The sequence below is a fragment of the Pseudoalteromonas sp. P1-13-1a genome (assembly GCF_001401875.1).
Taxonomy (GTDB): Bacteria; Pseudomonadota; Gammaproteobacteria; order Enterobacterales; family Alteromonadaceae; genus Pseudoalteromonas.
Window position 1 is genome coordinate 60,386 of record NZ_LKDV01000017.1, and the last position, 17,614, is coordinate 77,999.

A 17,614-nucleotide genomic window follows, 5' to 3' on the forward strand; every position below is an offset into this window, starting at 1 on the left:
CTCACTCGGATACCGCTCAATGAAAAGCCAACCTCGTCAAAACTTAACACAACAATTAACCCATGATTTAGGCTTTGCAATTGTGCGTGGCGTATACCCAGTTAACGAAGGCCTGCCCTCAGAAGCTGACCTATGCGTAAAATACGATGTGAGTCGCAGTGCCACGCGCGAAGCCGTCAAAATGCTCTCTGCTAAGGGTTTAATATCTTCTCGCCCTAAGCAAGGTATTCGCGTACTGCCAGAAAGCAGCTGGAATATGTTTGACACCGACGTATTACGCTGGATTTTAAGCAGTAAACCGTCACTTTCTTTATTAAAAGAGTTTACACAAGTACGTGTAGCACTTGAGCCACAAGCTGCCGCCTTAGCTGCTGAAAATGCCAACGCCGAACAACTTGCTGAAATAGACAACGCACTTGCCCGTATGGCCGATGCAGATCAAGGCTTAGATGACCCATTAGAGGCAGATATTGCTTTTCATACTAGTATTTTAGTGGCCAGTAATAACCGTTTTTTTGTGCAGTTAACAGAATTTATTAGCACCGCGCTACGTGTAAGTATTCGCTATACCAATCATATTAAAGGTGTGCCAGGGGCGGACGTTGCAAAGCACGCTGACATTTTAGATACGATTAAATCGCGTAACCCAGAGCGCGCTAAACAAGCAGTAGAAACTATTTTAGAAGAAGCGCTTGAGCTGATTGAATCTAAACTCGATTAATAATTTTTCGAGTAATTAAAAAGGGAGCTAATGAGCTCCCTTTTTGCTGCTTGCTATACTTTAGTAAGCTCAAAAATAAGCGATGTTTGCGGGAATGAAATTGGCATTTGTAGGCCAAATTCCATCAGCGCTTCACCGGTAAATGTTTGTCCGTTAACAGCGGCAATAGACGAAGGTCGGTATTCTTCAAATTTAACAGGCCACACTAAATTAAGTGTGTACTGCGTATCTGCATCTAAACCAACAAAACGAAGCTTATTAGGCGCAGTGCGCGGTGTTTCGCGTACACTGTTATACGCAAATAACGCTTTTGATTTTTGCTCGTCGATTAAACCAAAGTTAATTGATAAATCGTCGCTATCGAGGCGATACAAATCGGCTGCATGAATAAAGTCACGGTGCTCTTTGTGTAGCGCAATAGCCGCTTTAAGCGCATTGTATTCATGATCGGTCAGTTCCCGTGGGTCCATTTCAATACCCATGTGGCCAAACAGTGATACCGCAGCACGCATTTCAATACTGACATTACGCCCTGTGATATGACAATCACGCGGTCCTACGTGTGCACCCATAACCGACGATGGAAAGAAGAAAGAACAACCACGTTGAATTTCAAGACGGTCAAGTGCATCGTTAGAATCTGACGTCCATACACGGTCTGTGTGTGCAAGCACGCCGTAATCTACACGGGCACCGCCTGATGAGCAGCTTTCAATTTCAAGGCCTGGGTGCGCCGCTTTAATGCGGTCAATTAAACGATACAGTGCCAGTGTTTGCTGATGCACTGCAGGCTTGCCTGAGAAGTTACCCGCGTGGTTAATATCGCGGTTCATATCCCATTTAATGTACTTAATTGTTGGGTATTCAACTAAAATGTCATCAATCGCTTTGTATAGGTATTCAACAACCTCTGTACGCGTTAAATCAAGCACCAGCTGGTTTCTAAAGCTAAGTTGTTCGTTATTTTCTGAGCCTAATACCCAATCAGGATGAGCGCGGTATAAGTCACTGTCAGGGTTTACCATTTCAGGTTCAAACCAAATACCAAACTCCATGCCTAAACTGTTTACATGATCAATCACTGGCGATAGGCCGTCTGGATAAATTTCGTAATCTACTGTCCAATCACCTAAGCCTGCATAATCACCACGGCGGCCTTTAAACCAACCGTCGTCTAGTACAAAACGCTCCACACCTAATGGCGCTACTTTGTCGGCTAATTGCTTTAGCGTGTCTACATCGTGGTCAAAATAAATGCCTTCCCACGTGTTGTAATGCACTGGGCGTGTTTTTTCGCGCTGTGCTTGGCTAAGTAAGTTAGCTTTAACAAAACGATGAAAGTTACGCGACAGTGCACTAAAGCCGTCGCTCGAAAACGAGCCATAAATACTTGGGCTTTGATACGTTTGGCCCTTGGCAAGGGTAAGCTCGCCAGGTAATAATAACTCGCCCATTTGCACATAACGGCGCCCTTCAGGTAGTAGCTCTGCACGTAGCTTGTTGTTACCGCTCCAACCTAAATGAAAGCCGTAACACTCACCTTGTTGCTCGCCTGCGCCTTCAGCGTGTACTAGTAAACCAGGGAATACATCGTGCGAGGTTTTACCTTTACGGTTTTCGCGAACAAAGCTGCCTAGCACTAAATCAACCGATTGGCGTTGAAATTCGTTTGACCAACGTCCCTCAAAGCTCACTAGCTTGTTCATGCTATCGGGTAATTGGAACGTGGGTGCGGCGCAAAAATTAACGCTTAACGGTGCATCACTTAAATTAGTTAAAACCGTGTGCGCACTTAGTACATCGGTGTGGCTATCAAGCGTTATACTGTGCACAACTTCAATACCGCGAAGCTCATCTACGCTTACAAACTCAAGGGTTGACGCACAAGGCTGACGAACTTCTTGAAGCTTTGGCCCAACTGACCAAGCAATTGTGTCGTTGCTCAACTCTAAACCGGGTGCACCAGTAAAACCTTCACCTAATAGCGGAGAAAGAGAAATAGGTGCTTCTTCAACCACGGCACATTTTACTTCCTGACGAGTCGCAAGCTGAGTTAGCATTGTTTCAGTTGTTTGCTCAGATAAACGCTTACCAAAATAAAGTAACGCTGGGGTTTTGCTCTGGCAGTCGAAAATAACGGTGCAGTTTGCGCTGTCTAATCGAAAGAATGGTTTAATATCAGCCATGATTCTCCTGTCCTCTTTAATGAAGATGAGTTTAATACGCGAGTACATTATTTGTGTGCTTACTCGCCGCTTACTGCATCAAATTGCAGTCAGTGATTTTAAAATAATAGTATATATCATACAAATTACTTTTAGATAGTGTTTACACTGTAATTTAGCCAATATTATTACTGGCTGTACCAGTAATTAAATTAAACTGAGGTTAAAAAATTTAACAACACCTTCAGCAATATTTATTTAGCAGACTTTCAGCCAGGGCAATTTTGTAATATCTCTACGTAGTTAGCGCTCAAAGTCGCAACGAGTGATAGGTGGATTTTCTACGTGTAGTGTAGGTTAATTTAATAAATAAAAATCGGCCTAAGTTACCTTAGGCCGATTTAGTAATGTGTTAACTGGCTAATAAAAAGTAATTTAACTTTTTACTGCTGGTTATTTTGGTGCGTGCACTTGGGGCGTATCTTCAATAACGGGAGATTTACCTGACCACTGTGCATTTAAACCAAATACCACTTTATTAACGGTTAGTGCAAAGGCTACACAAACAATAAGTGTAATTGGCATTAAGTGAATATAGTGTAGTTCCGTATGTAGCGGCGAGTTTTCAAATGTCAGCATGCCATACATAACCACACCTAAAATAACCGCGGCAATACCTGCACGCGCATCCACATTTTTAAACAATAAGCCCACGACAAAAATTGAGAATATAGGCATACTTAATAAGCCGTTTAACTGTTGTAGTAAGTTAATAATGCTGTCGGCTTGCTGGTAAATAGGCACAAGCACAAGCGTTAAACTAGTAAGTAACAACGTAACGTAGCCACTTAGCTTTACTACACTTGGTTCTTTATTAAAGTATGCTTCGTGAATATCACACACATATAATGCAGTTGCAGAGTTTAATAAGCTGTTATAAGTAGAAAGCACGGCTGCTGCCATTGCTGCAGCAAACACACCCGTTAACCATGCGGGCATTACGTCTCCTACAATTCGGCCATAAGCTGCATCGCCAATGTCGCCATACAGTTTGTACGAAATAATACCCGGTAACACCACAATTGCCGGAACAATTAAAAAGCGAATACCCGCTGCTGCAAATATCCCTTTTTGCGCTTCTTTAACGTTTGGCGCAGCCATCGCACGCTGGGTAATGGTTTGGTTAGTTCCCCAGTAATACATTTGAATAAAGATCATACCGGTTAAAAGCGTAGGCCATGGGATTGGCGAGTCAGCGTCACCAATAAGTGTTAAGCGCTCTTGTGGAATGTCGCTAAAGTCGTAATCAATCGCATTAAGCGCTAAAAATACAACCAGTATTGCCATACCTAACACTAATAAACCATTATAAGTATCTGATACAGCAACCGCGCGTAAGCCTCCAAAAAATGCATAAATAGCGCCTACCAATGCAAATGCGGTCGCTATGTACATTAGCGGAATATCAACTTTAAACATGGTTTGCATAAATAGCGCACCAGAATATATAACCGCAGGCATGTAAATTAGCGCGTTACCTAAAAAGAATAAGCCACCAATAACAGCACGAATATGCTTATTGTTGTAGCGTTTTTCTAACAGCTCTGTGGTGGTTGTACAGTTGTACTTGTAATAAACAGGAATAAATACTTTGGCTAAAATAATAAGCCCTAAAATAGCCGCTAATTCCCACCACACGAGCAAAGCCATTTGATTGCCATTCATGCCCACCAGCTGGTCGGTACTTAAATTTGTGAGCGTAATTGAACCTGCAACAAACATCCAAGTAAGGCCACCGCCTGCTAAAAAATACTCTTTTGTTTGATTATCACCACTATTACGGTTTTGGCCTCGGCACTTCCAATATGTAAGCCCACCAATTAAGGCGGTTACAAAGAAAAAAACCACCAACTGCAAAATGTTGTCTGACATGTGTGTGTCTCCAGCGCGTTAAACGCAATGTCTGTCTATGTGAACGTATTAGCCTATGAAGGCTAAATAATAAATTGCACCTTACAGTGCGTGAGCATCTCGACTTAGTTCTAACTTAATTTGTTTTAATGGCATAAGTTCAGGATGCTGGTTATGACGCTTTACTAACGCATTTAACTGAAACAACGAAATAAGCATGCTGTTAAGTACGCTTAGGTAACCTTGTTTGTGTAAATTGGCAATGGTATCGCTGTCTAAAGTTTGCAGTTTATCTTCATCAACAGTGCTCAAACCTTGAATAGTTTGCGCCTCGCCTTGTTCAAACTGCAAAACAATATCTATGTTTTTGATAAGCCCTAAACGGGCAATTTCTTGGGTAAATTGATACGTTTGGTAATCATTTTTTAAATCGTTTTCTAGTAGCTTTTGCTGCGCACTTAAATACAGGCTTGGGTTGCCTTTGGCATCAAATAACGGCTCGCCTTGCTGCGTGTTAACGGCTGAGCTTTGCTCATCAATAGCAATAAAGTAATCACTGCTATTTGCCTCACGAGTGAGTAAATAAAGCGGCTGGGCTTGCATGCACACAGGCGTATAAAGCGCTTGCCAGTGATTGTTACTCACAAATAAACTTTGCCCAGCACTAAAGCTGGTTAAGCCCGAAATAGTGTAGCTGCCGTTGTGTGCATTACGCGCTAAAAAAATAGGTAAATCGCAGGCAGCTTTTGCTACTTCGTTTGCACGTAGATTGACTAAATGCTGTGTTTTTGCGTATTCAACACCCGCATTAGGGTTAATTTTTATTGCTTGGTGTTGAGTATTTGATAGTTCACTAATTGCCATAGTTACACATCCTTAAACTGGGTTAGCCGCAAGCCACTGCTCAATATAAGCACGGTGAGGCGGCAACGTTTGCAACATCTGCTGTGTAAGCTGGCTGTTACGTTCAATTATTTGGTTTGCTTGCGCATCGTTTGAGTACAAATACGCTTGCTTAGTAAAGTCAGGCTTAAAGCCCATACCGTATAAAACATACTGGTAACTGGCGGCAGGAAATAGCTCTAATGCGCCATGAAAATCTTGAATAAGTGGACCACGTGCGCCCCAAAGCAATAAGTCTTCTTGTAAGCTTTGCGGAATGCTTTGCGGTTGTACGTGCGCTTGCCAATAAGGCTCTGGGCGCTTAGTTAGCATGTAATGTAGTTTTAAAAAGTCGATAATACGCTGCCAGCGATAATCCATTTGTTCATTAAAGCGCTTTGCAACTATGGGCATTACTTGGGTATCGGCTGGCATATGCTCTGCAACAAAGCGAGAGGAAATTTCAACCAACATAATGGCGGTTGCCTCAAGCGGCTCTACAAACCCTGCCGACATCCCCACTGCAACACAGTTTTTGTGCCAAAACTTTTCTCTGTAACCCGACTCAAAATTTATTTTTCGGGCGGTTAAACCTTTAGCGGCATCACCTAAATAGTTACGTAAGTTTTGTTCGGCTTCTTCATCTGATAAAAACTTGCTTGAATATACATGCCCTACACCACGGCGATGCGTTAGGCCTATATCCCAAATCCACCCAGCATTTTGTGCGGTGGCAATGGTATGACTTGCCAGTGACTCATCGCCTTCTTCATAGGGGACTTGCATAGCTAGGGCGCTGTCGTTAAATAATACGTGGTCCATTTTTTTAAATGGCACGTTAAGGGCTTGGCCTAATAACAGCGATGAAAAACCCGTGCAATCTATGTATAAATCGGCGTTTATGGTGCGGGTTTGATCTTTTAAGGTAAGGGTGTTTATAGCCCCGCTTTCATCAAGCTTTACCTGTTCAACGGTGCCAATAATATGCTCAATGCCTAGTTTGCTCTTACAATGTTGCTTTAATAGTTCCGCAAAGGCACCGGCATCTAAATGATATGCATAATTACAATTAGCTTGATACTCACCTTGTGCAATGCCTCTTGGCGCTAAGTTTGCTTCGCAAATATCGTGCTGAAAATTAGTTTGCTGGGCAAAGTTTTCAACATTATCTAAATAGGGGGCTAAATCTATACGGCCGTAGCCTAGCGGTACCGTAAAGGGATGGTAGTAAAAATCGTTGTTGCCATGTGTCCAGTTTACAAATTTTCCGCCTTGTTTAAAGGTGGCATTACAGGCTTTAAATACGTCCACTTCTCGCAAACCAATTTGCTGAAGCGTGTTTTTCATCGTGGGCCAGGTACCTTCACCTACACCAATTGTTGGAATATCAGATGATTCTACCAACATCACTTTTAAGCCATCACCCTTATTACCTTGGTGATACGAAGCGATAATTGCAGCGCTCAGCCATCCTGCTGTACCGCCACCAATTACGGCGATTGTTTTTATTGCTTTATTCATAACGGACTACTCTTTGAGTACTTTATTGATAACCGATTAGACAACAAATGCCCTTTCGGGCATTTGTTTAAATTAGTCTCATTTTGTGCAAATTAGCTACTAACTTTATTAGTAACAGTACTTATTATGCACTGCAATGAAAACTAAGAGGCAATCGCTGCCTCTGCTATCAATTAAAACGTACCGCGAATACCAAACGCGTAACGTGAGCCATTATCTTCTACAGAGTAGATTTGATTAGCAAAACGGCCCGTTTGCACTAGCTCTTCTTCAGTAATGTTGATGCCTTCGGCAAAAATAGTGAAGTTTTCGTTGATGTCGTAGCTTGCACTAATATCCCATTGACCGTACGTTTCTACGTTCACTGGTTCGCCGTTAAAGCCGTTATCAACTAAGCGTAAAAAGCCTTCACGGTTGTTAAATGCAACACGTGCCTGCCAATTATCTTGCTCGTAAAACAATACTAAGTTTTGCGAATCACCTAAGCCTTCAAGGGCAAATGTTTGTGAAGTATCAGAGCCAACACTAATGTCGCTATCTACTACTGTGGCATTAGCAATAAAACCAAAGCCGTTTTCAAACATATGAGTTACACCGATTTCGTAACCCGTTACCGTTGCAGACTCACCATTTTGTGGGCGGCTCACAGTGTAAACTTCTGAGCTACCGTTAAGCTCGGCATCGGTTTGGTCAGTACAGGTTGTACACGCAAAATCAGGGCCTGTACGGTCAGTCATGTCGTATGTTTCGTCGCCGGTTAGGGTAACAATAAAGTCATCCACTTCTTTACTAAATACGGCAAAGCTAAATAAGTTAGCGTCGTTGTAATACCACTCATAAGAGATATCCCAGTTTTCAGACTGGAACGGCTTAAGAGCTGGGTTACCACCACTTGCTGTTAAGTTTTGACGACGAGGCTCGTTAAACGTGGTCGCAGGTGATAACTGTGACATAGTAGGACGAGTAATACTGTCGTACGCTGCAAAGCGTAAAATCATGTTGTCTTGCAGTTCAAGCTTAACGTTAAACGACGGAAGTAAGTTTGAGTAACTTGTCCCTTCTTTAATGTCTGTTGCCGGGCCAAATACATTTTGGAATAAAGTGGCATCAGAGGTAGGAATAACATCACTGATAAAACTTTGTACAGCAGCTACTTCAATATCTGTTTCTGAGTAACGTGCACCCATGTTAACTGTTACTGGCATATCAGCTAGGTCAAAACCAATGGTAAAGTCCATGTAAAGGCTAGTGATATCTTCGTTAATTGTGTAACGGTTATTTTGTAGTGTTGGCTCAACAGGGAAACCCTGATCAGCTAGGTAATCAAGCATTTTGTCGCCGTCGTAGCTATAAAATGTATCGATCAAACCTGGGAAGTAGTTACTTGCTGAATACGCTTCAAAATCAATTTCATCAAGTGGTGCTTCAGTGCCGTAACCACAAAATTGACATTGGCTACCAAAAATTTGGAAGCTTGATTTTTCACGTTCTTGACGATATGCACCAAAGTTAATGCGATCAACTGGGCCTTTATCTGGTACGTACTCAAAATCGGCTTTAATTTCGGTAATTTCATCTTCATCAGTAAACTGGTTACCAATTTCGTTGTAGTGAAGACGCGCAAGGCTTGCATCTGGCAGCGAGCCATTTTCAAAGCCATCATGCTGTACGGTAGGAACGCTACCGGTGCCATCAAAGCTGTAGCTGTTAATAATACCCACTACGTTAAAGCGGTCGTTACCTGCACGGTCGTTTTCAGCTGTTGAGCGAGACACGTCAAATTTTGCTTTTAATGACTCGTTTACTTGCCAGTCAACGTTAACGCCAAACGCTTTGTTAGTTACATCACGCGAGTTACGTGTGTGCGATACAAAGTCGGTTGCTGGGTTGCCACTGGCGTTACCTAAACCTACTTCTTGCGTAAAGGTAAGTAAGGTGCCCGTTTCTGGGTCGATTGTTGCGCTACCGACGCGGTCTGGTTCAAACCAAGACGCTAAATCGCGCACTGATGAGTCCACTTCAAATTTTGAAATTAAACCATCTACGGTAATAGTAATATCATCAGACGGTGCATATTGTAATACTAAGCTTGCATTGGTACGTTCGCGGTCTTGCTCATCTACAACTTGGTCCCAGTTACGTGGGATGTATGCATTGTCGTATAACACGCCATCTTGTGGGTTTGAAATTGTTTGTCCACCACGCCAACCCGCCGTTAAAATTTGGTTGTTTTGCAGCTTACGTTGTTGGTTAGTGATGGCAAAAAGCACACCAAGCTTGTCGTCGTTAAACGTATTACTTACTAAAAATGAAGCCGATGGAGATACTTCTTCAGAAAGGCTTTCGTACATACCTTTTACTGAACCAATTACGTGTAAGCCACCAAAATCGAATGGACGGGCTGTGGTTACGTTAACCGTCCCCCCAATGCCACCTTCTTGAAGCGTTGCACTGTTACTTTTATAAATATCTGCACCGGTGATTTGATCTGCTGCTAATACATCAAAGTTAAATTCACGACCCGCGCTGTCTGTTGCAATTTGACGACCATTTACAAGGACCGTATTAAATTGTGGACCAAAACCACGAATGGTTACTGCTTGCCCTTCACCACCACTACGGTCAATGGCTACACCTGTGATACGTTGCAAAGACTCTGCGACGTTTAAATCAGGAAATTTACCAAGATCTTCTGCTTTAATCCCATCGGTTACAACATTAGATGCTTTTTTATCTAACATTGATGAACGTAAGCTGCTGCGAATACCCGTTACTGCGATAACCTCAACATCTTTATCTACTGTCGGTGTGTCGCCTTCAGCGCCTTGAGCTGCAACGTTACCGCTTGCCAATATGCCTGTAATAGCAATACTGAGTGCGGTTTTCTTGTTGAACGATAACTTATTGTTAATTATCATTTTTTAAAAACTCCTGATTGTGTGTAGTCATTTTGTTGTTGTGCGGTGTGTATAGCTTCAAATACTATTTATAATATAAATACTTTAAATTGAGCAAAAGTGCAACCTTTTCCTTAATTATGGCTATCTTTTTGTTACGTGTATTTTTCTTTTTATTTTCTTTAATTTAACAGTGGAATTAGTACGTTATTGTGTAAATGAAAAAATTATTTGCTGAGAATATTCTTCATCCGGCAATAAATTAGCTTTTGGGAAATCGCTTCTGTTTGCTGCATTAGGCCAGTTTTGTGCCTCTAAGCATACGGCCTGGCGGGCTTTAAACGGGGAGCCTACAAAATTTGCTGTATAAAGCTGCATACCAGGTTGGGTACTTTTAAGGGTTAAATTAACACCCGTGTGTGGCGAGGTTAATATAGCCATAGTTTTTAAGCGACTGTCATCACTAAAAATATAGCAATGATCAAAGCCACTGCCGGCATTAAGTTGCGCATGGTGTGCACACAGTGCATCGCCAATGCGCTTAGGGTTGGTAAAATCAAAACAACTGCCCGAACCATCTTCATGATGGGCAAGCGGTATACTGTTACTATCGATAGGTAAATAGGTTGCGGTATTTATTTGCAGCAGGTGATCGTTAATGCTCTCGCTGCCTTCAAGATTAAAATAGCAATGGTTGGTAAAGTTAACGAGGGTTTCTTTATCGGTTTTGGCTTTATAAGAAAGTATAAGCTCACCGTTACAAGCGGTTATGGTTTGCCAAACGTGTAATTGACCAGGAAAGCCTTCTTCACCATCTGCCGAGCAATAATAAAGCTCCACTTCATTACTGTTTTGTTTAGTGACTTGCCACAGTACTTTATTAAAGCCTTTTTCGCCGCCATGTAAGCTATTTGGGCCATTATTTGCTTTAAGTTGGTACTCTGTGCCTGATAATACAAAATGTGCGTTTTCAATACGATTTGCGTAGCGCCCGACTGTTGCACCTAAATAAAATGGGTTTTCTAAATAATACTGTGGGTCGCTCACTGCGAGCGTCATCTCTTGGTTATTAAACTTTATGCTTTTGATAATAGCGCCAAATGGCAATATTTCTGCAGTTAAGCTTTTACCATCGCGAAGCGTTATCACCTCTAACGGTTTATTGCCAGTTGTAGATGCCACATTCATTCTCCATAAACTACCTGCTCAACAGTACCTGTTATAGCGGTGCAACAATATATAATATAAATAGTATATAAGTAAGGAGCGTAACTCAATCAAATTACGTTAAAAAAACAGCTATAAAAATTTACAGCTGTCGCTTGTGGTTTACATAACCGCTCCTCGTTGCGTGGAGTACATACACCTAGTTAAATTAGGTGCTCGTTAAGTGCTGCGACTTCTGCCTCACTTAAATTTTGCTTAGCTTTGTTTTTAAAGTTATAACGCACTAATACCGTTTTACCCACAACACAGCATTTACCTTGCTGCCACGCCTCTTGCTTAATGGTAAAAGAGCTATTTCCTATATGCTCTACAGAGGTTTTGACAGTGACTTCGTGACCATAAAATAACTCCCCTACAAACGATGCTTCTATTTTAGCGATGATCAGTTTCCAGTCGTGTGGGTTTAGATCGGGAGTAAAAAATTTAAAAATAGGGACACGTGCGGCTTCAAACCATACTGGTAGTACGGTATTGTTAATATGTCCGAGTGCATCTGTTTCGCTAAAGCGCGGCATCACTTTTTCAATAAACATAAAAATCCAAATAATAACTAAATAAAAAGGTAAATCATGACGGACTTTATCCACGTTATTGATAACGCGTTAAGCGATGATTTTTGCGATAATTTTATTACCACATTTTCTAACAGCCCGCATGTAAAACAAGGTGTAACTTCTGGTGGTGTGGACTTAAAAAAGAAAGACAGCCACGACCTACAACTAAACGCTTACCCAGAATACGCACAACAATTAAAGCATATTCAGCAAACCACTGCACAGCATGTTTTTAACTATGTAGAAGCCCACTTTTTTATGTTAATTGGCGCATTTGGCTTAAAAGTTTACCACCCAAAAACGGGGGATGTGGTGGATTTAACACAGGATAACTTTGACGAAGTGGGCAAACCCCAACTCTCTGTTCTGGTACAGCAAATATTTAGACTTGGGAACATTCAGGCGCAAAAGTACGAAATAAATAAAGGCGGCTACCCTTACTGGCATAGTGAAGTGTATCCACAGCTACAACATAATGAAGCGCTGCACCGTGTATTATTATTTATGTTTTATTTAAACGATGTAGAGGAAGGTGGCGAAACAGAGTTTTATTATCAAAAACGTAAAATTGCGCCTAAAAAAGGCACTATGGTCATTGCCCCTGGCTACTTTACGCACACCCATCGAGGTAATAAGCCGGTTTCGAACGATAAATATATATTAACGTCATGGGTGCTATTTAATCGTGCAGAGTACATATACGGTACACCTAAGAGCTAGCTCCTAAGTGATCAACCAATAAAAAAGCCATAAGGTTTTTACTTATGGCTTTTAAAATACTTGCTGGATAAGGCTTTAGCCCAATAACTCATCAAATAAATCAAATAACTTATCTAGCTCTTCGGTAGTGTTATAATGCATACAACCAATGCGCACTACACCGCCTTTATCAAGCACGCCTAATTGCTGACATAAGCCTTGTGCATAAAAGTTACCATCCCACACACAAATATGCTGTTTGCCTAAAAACTCAGACACCTCACGCGGCTCTAACCCTTCAAAGGTTAAAGCAAATGTAGGCGTACGTTCGTTTAAGCGCTCAAGGTCATCAATGCCAAATAGCTTAATACGCGGGTAATTTACTAAACGCGTTAAAAAGTACTCACTCAGCGCCATTTCGTGCTGCTTTGTTTTAGCAAACGCCGCAGTTAACTTTTCACGGCGTGTGTGGCTGTCGTCAAGTTCGCTAATTGCAGCAATGTAATCAACAGCGGCAATAAAACCAGCTAACGCTTCAAAGCTTTGCGTGCCTGTTTCCCATCTGCCTGGTGCTACATCTTTAGCTGGTTCTACTTTGTAAGGCGTAAAACCTTCAAGATGCTGTGTTTTACCGTACACCATACCTAAGTGAGGGCCAAAAAACTTATACGCTGAACAGGCCAAGAAGTCGCAACCTAGGGCCTGCACGTCAACAAGCTCATGCGGTGCATAATGCACGGCATCAACGTACACTAATGCGCCTACAGCATGAGCAAGCTCTATAATACGTTTTATATCGTTAATAGAACCTGTGGTATTTGAAGCGTAAGTTACCGCAACCAGTTTAGTATTGCTGTTTAATAAGCTTGCAAACTGCGCCATATCTAAGCTGCAATCAGTCTCGTTAATTAAAGCTGTTTGAACTTTAACGCCTTTATCTTGCGCTGCTTGCTGCCAAGACGATACATTTGAGAAGTGATCAGCGTTAGTCACAATAATCTCATCACCGGCTTGCCAATCGCGTGAAATAGCGCGACTAAAGCTAAAGGTAAGGCTGGTCATGTTAGGGCCAAACACTATATTTTGTGCACTTGGCGCATTCAGTAAGTCGGCCGCTGCTTGGCGCGCATTGGCCATTAACTCAACGGTTTTATCACTTGAAAAAAACGCACCGCCTAAGTTTGAGTTGTAATGCCCTAAATAAGCAGTCATTGCATTTAGAACAGACTGAGGTACTTGAGAGCCACCTGGACCATCTAAAAATATTGGCGATTTACCATCAACAGTTTGTATTAATGCAGGAAACTGCTCACGTAATTGCGCTATGTTCATGAGCACTCCTTAAGAGGTAAGTACAAAACAATCCAGGTAACCTGGCTTGCTTGCATCTACTTTGTTCATTGGCGTTGCATTGTGCCAAACTTGACGGTCGTTTATTAGTGCAAACATGCCGTCTTTAATTTCCATTTTAAAACACGGTTCGGCTTGCTTGTGTTCGTATACTAACAGCTCACCGCCTTCTAAGTTTTCGTGAGAAACACCACACACACAAACATGGTCAAAGCCATCTTGATGCACACCTTCAGGTGCCGCTGGCGTATCGCTATCAATAGCAAGCATTCTAAATTGATGTATTTCAATATCACGGCCTTCATCAATGCCGGTAAGCTCACAAAACTCACTTACAATGCTTTTCATACCTTCTGACTCAAGTAAGCTTTGCTCTAAGTTTTCATAAGTACGCTCAACATTACCCTGAAAGGTATTGATAGAATCGTCTTGAACAAATGCTTTGGCAGCTTGTAGTTTTAGCTCACCATTTTGAAATTTAATTACCGAGTAACGACGCTTACGAAATTCACCATCTGCATATGGATTCGCAGGTAGGTTATCAAAAGAAGGCTTAACCAAATCAATATTTGCTTGGTTAATAAAACGTAGTTGCAGTAAATTCTGGTTGTTTAATGCAGTCATAAAATCTCGCTTAAAATAATGAGAATATTAAAAGAGATTTTAATGCATATAGAAAGGAATGTTTGCTTTATTATTTATATAAAAAGTGGGTAATGGTTATATTTAATTCAATTAAAACTCATTACAGCATGAAATATTCAATTTTATTTTAACCAATAAAAAACCCGCCTAAGCGGGTTTTTTAAAACAGATTTAAATTATACAGCTTGCTGAATAATTACGTTGTCTGCTTTTTTAGTGTACTGAGGCATACGGTGGAAGTTCAAGTAACGGTATGTATCTGCAGCCGTTGCATTGATTTTCTCTGCGTATTCTTGGTACTCAGCAGGTGTAGGTAATTTACCTAAGATTGCCGCAACAGCAGCAAGTTCGGCTGATGCTAAGAATACATTTGCGCCTGTACCTAGACGGTTAGGGAAGTTACGTGTTGAGGTAGAAACAACCGTTGCTTTATCAGCAACACGTGCTTGGTTACCCATACACAGTGAACACCCTGGCGTTTCGATACGCGCACCAACACGACCAAAGATACCGTAGTAACCTTCGTCAGTGAGTTGGTCTTTATCCATCTTCGTTGGTGGAGCTACCCAAAGCTGAGTTGGGATACGACCAGTAAAGCCATCTAGTAATTTACCCGCAGCACGGAAGTGACCAATGTTAGTCATACAAGAACCGATGAATACTTCGTCGATTTTCTCGCCAGTAACATCAGAAAGTAAACGCGCATCATCAGGGTCGTTTGGAGCACATAGGATTGGCTCTTTAATTTCTGCTAGATCGATTTCTACAACGTGCTTGTACTCTGCATCAGCGTCAGCTTCCATAAGTTCTGGGTTTGCTAACCATTCTTGCATTGCATTAATACGACGTTCGATTGTACGTACATCGCCGTAACCTTCAGAGATCATCCACTTAAGCATAACAATGTTAGACTCAAGGTATTCGCTGATAGACTCTTTAGAAAGCTTAACAGTACAACCTGCAGCTGAACGCTCTGCTGATGCATCTGATAATTCAAACGCTTGCTCAACAGTTAAGTGCTCAACACCTTCAATTTCTAGTACGCGACCAGAGAATTCGTTGATTTTACCTTTTTTCTCTACTGTTAATAAGCCTTGCTTAATACCGTAGTAAGGGATTGCGTGTACTAGGTCACGTAAAGTGATACCTGGCTGCATTTCACCTTTAAAGCGAACCAAAATAGACTCAGGCATGTCAAGTGGCATAACACCTGTTGCTGCTGCGAACGCTACTGCGCCTGAACCCGCTGGGAACGAAATACCTAATGGGAAACGTGTATGTGAGTCACCACCGGTACCTACAGTATCTGGTAATAACATACGGTTTAACCAAGAGTGAATTACACCGTCGCCAGGGCGAAGTGAAACACCGCCACGGTTCATGATGAAATCAGGAAGCGTATGGTGAGTGTTTACGTCAATTGGTTTAGGGTAAGCAGAGGTATGACAGAATGACTGCATTGTTAAATCTGCAGAGAAACCTAAACATGCTAAGTCTTTAAGCTCATCACGTGTCATAGGACCTGTAGTATCTTGCGAACCTACAGTGGTCATTTTTGGCTCACAGTATTGGCCAGGGCGAATACCTGCTACGTTACATGCTTTACCAACCATTTTTTGTGCTAGTGTAAAGCCTTTATCAGACACTTCTGTTACTGCTGGTACTTTAAATACGTCAGTCGCACCTAAACCTAAAGATGTACGTGCTTTGTCTGTTAGACCGCGACCAATGATTAGAGGAATACGGCCGCCGGCACGTACTTCATCTAAAATAACGTCTGATTTAAGTTCAAAAGTAGAGATAACGTCATCAGTACCGTGACGCTTAACTACACCTTCGTATGGGTAAATATCAATTTGATCACCCATGTTGAACTCATCAACATTTAACTCAATTGGTAACGCACCCGAATCTTCCATTGTGTTGAAGAAGATAGGCGCAATTTTGTTACCTAAACATACACCACCCACGCGCTTATTAGGTACGTATGGGATGTCATCGCCCATAAACCAAAGCACAGAGTTGGTTGCCGATTTACGAGAAGAACCCGTACCTACAACGTCACCTACGTATGCAAGCGGTAAACCTTTCGCTTTTAACTCTTCTAACTGTGAAATTGGACCAACTTCACCTGGTTTTTCAGGGTTAATACCGTCGCGCTCATTTTTCAGCATAGCTAAAGCATGAAGCGGAATATCTGGACGTGACCATGCATCTGGTGCAGGTGATAAATCATCTGTATTTGTTTCACCCGTTACTTTAAATACTGTAACAGAGATTTTTTCAGCAACGGCTGGCTTGTTAGTAAACCACTCTGCATCTGCCCAAGATTGGATAATCTTTTTAGCGTGCTCATTACCTGCTTTTGCTTTTTCTTCTACGTCGTAAAATGCATCAAACATTAATAATGTGTTTGATAGACCTTTTACAGCGATAGGCGCAAGTGTTTCGTCATCAAGTAGCTCAATCATTGGGGCGATGTTGTAACCACCTAGCATTGTACCTAATAATTCTGCTGCTTTATCTTTAGATACTAATGGAGATTGTGCTTCGCCTTTAGCAACTGCCGCTAAAAAGCCTGCTTTGATGTATGCTGCATCATCAACACCTGGTGGTACACGGTTGACGAGTAAATCTAAGATGAACTCTTCTTCGCCCGCTGGTGGGTTTTTAATTAGTTCAATAAGATCAGCCGTTTGCTGAGCATCTAATGGCGCTGGTACGATACCTAACGCGGCACGTTCTTCTACGTGTTTACGATATTCTTGTAGCACAATATTGCCCTCTTGGTGACGTGAAAGTATTCGGTAGCGCCTCATGCGCAAAAAAAGTAACCCAATACTTATAGTATTCTAACGCGGGATTATAAAGCTTTTATGTATAGATGAAAATCCATCCAGCTAAGCAACTGATTATACCGACTATAAATATTATGAATAGTGGTGAGCGCAAATTCTATTTTCGTGAATGTTTGTTAAGTAATAATCATTCTTGTTTAATCTGGTTAATATTGCATTTGCTGTTTTAAAGGCATAAAAAAAC

Annotated in this window: 12 protein-coding genes; 2 read left to right on the top strand and 10 right to left on the bottom strand. The window is 41.7% G+C overall.

Annotated features, from left to right (window positions below):
* The first annotated feature begins 19 nt into the window (after positions 1–19).
* Positions 20–721 (top strand): FadR/GntR family transcriptional regulator, encoded by a 702-nt coding sequence (locus AN391_RS12015; RefSeq protein WP_055015618.1) that lies wholly within the window; start codon positions 20–22, stop codon positions 719–721.
* Between the two features lie 53 nt (positions 722–774).
* Here the strand turns inward: AN391_RS12015 and AN391_RS12020 are convergent, their stop codons facing one another.
* The 7 genes from AN391_RS12020 to AN391_RS12050 form a co-directional block, all read right to left on the bottom strand.
* Positions 775–2,907 carry an alpha-galactosidase gene (locus tag AN391_RS12020; protein WP_055015619.1) on the bottom strand — a complete coding sequence of 711 codons (2,133 nt, stop codon included), beginning with the start codon at positions 2,905–2,907 and terminating at the stop codon, positions 775–777.
* Positions 2,908–3,339: 432 nt separating this feature from the next.
* On the bottom strand, positions 3,340–4,818 hold the full coding sequence (locus AN391_RS12025) for an SLC5 family protein (RefSeq protein WP_055015620.1): 1,479 nt from the start codon (positions 4,816–4,818) through the stop codon (positions 3,340–3,342).
* An 81-nt stretch (positions 4,819–4,899) separates the two neighbouring features.
* Positions 4,900–5,661, bottom strand: coding sequence for a SapC family protein (locus tag AN391_RS12030; protein WP_055015621.1), 762 nt, complete (start codon positions 5,659–5,661; stop codon positions 4,900–4,902).
* Positions 5,662–5,673: 12 nt separating this feature from the next.
* The gene (locus AN391_RS12035) at positions 5,674–7,200 is read right to left on the bottom strand and encodes a tryptophan halogenase family protein (RefSeq protein ID WP_055015622.1); all 1,527 of its coding nucleotides are present in this window, start codon (positions 7,198–7,200) and stop codon (positions 5,674–5,676) included.
* Positions 7,201–7,373: 173 nt separating this feature from the next.
* The gene (locus AN391_RS12040) at positions 7,374–10,118 is read right to left on the bottom strand and encodes a TonB-dependent receptor (protein ID WP_055015623.1); all 2,745 of its coding nucleotides are present in this window, start codon (positions 10,116–10,118) and stop codon (positions 7,374–7,376) included.
* A 186-nt stretch (positions 10,119–10,304) separates the two neighbouring features.
* The gene (locus AN391_RS12045) at positions 10,305–11,279 is read right to left on the bottom strand and encodes an aldose epimerase family protein (protein WP_235576486.1); all 975 of its coding nucleotides are present in this window, start codon (positions 11,277–11,279) and stop codon (positions 10,305–10,307) included.
* A 188-nt stretch (positions 11,280–11,467) separates the two neighbouring features.
* Positions 11,468–11,857 carry a thioesterase family protein gene (locus AN391_RS12050; RefSeq protein WP_055015625.1) on the bottom strand — a complete coding sequence of 130 codons (390 nt, stop codon included), beginning with the start codon at positions 11,855–11,857 and terminating at the stop codon, positions 11,468–11,470.
* A gap of 36 nt (positions 11,858–11,893) precedes the next feature.
* Here AN391_RS12050 and AN391_RS12055 point away from each other — a divergent pair, with 36 nt between their 5' ends.
* Entirely contained in the window at positions 11,894–12,598 is a 705-nt protein-coding gene (locus AN391_RS12055; RefSeq protein ID WP_055015626.1) for a 2OG-Fe(II) oxygenase, read from the top strand.
* 75 nt (positions 12,599–12,673) lie between these two features.
* Here AN391_RS12055 and AN391_RS12060 read toward each other — a convergent pair whose 3' ends face one another.
* From AN391_RS12060 to acnB, 3 genes are all read right to left on the bottom strand, one after another.
* Positions 12,674–13,909 (bottom strand): cysteine desulfurase-like protein, encoded by a 1,236-nt coding sequence (locus AN391_RS12060; protein ID WP_055015627.1) that lies wholly within the window; start codon positions 13,907–13,909, stop codon positions 12,674–12,676.
* 9 nt (positions 13,910–13,918) lie between these two features.
* Positions 13,919–14,551, bottom strand: coding sequence for a 2OG-Fe dioxygenase family protein (locus AN391_RS12065; protein WP_055015628.1), 633 nt, complete (start codon positions 14,549–14,551; stop codon positions 13,919–13,921).
* Positions 14,552–14,748: 197 nt separating this feature from the next.
* The gene (gene acnB, locus AN391_RS12070) at positions 14,749–17,346 is read right to left on the bottom strand and encodes a bifunctional aconitate hydratase 2/2-methylisocitrate dehydratase (RefSeq protein ID WP_055015629.1); all 2,598 of its coding nucleotides are present in this window, start codon (positions 17,344–17,346) and stop codon (positions 14,749–14,751) included.
* Positions 17,347–17,614 lie beyond the last annotated feature (268 nt).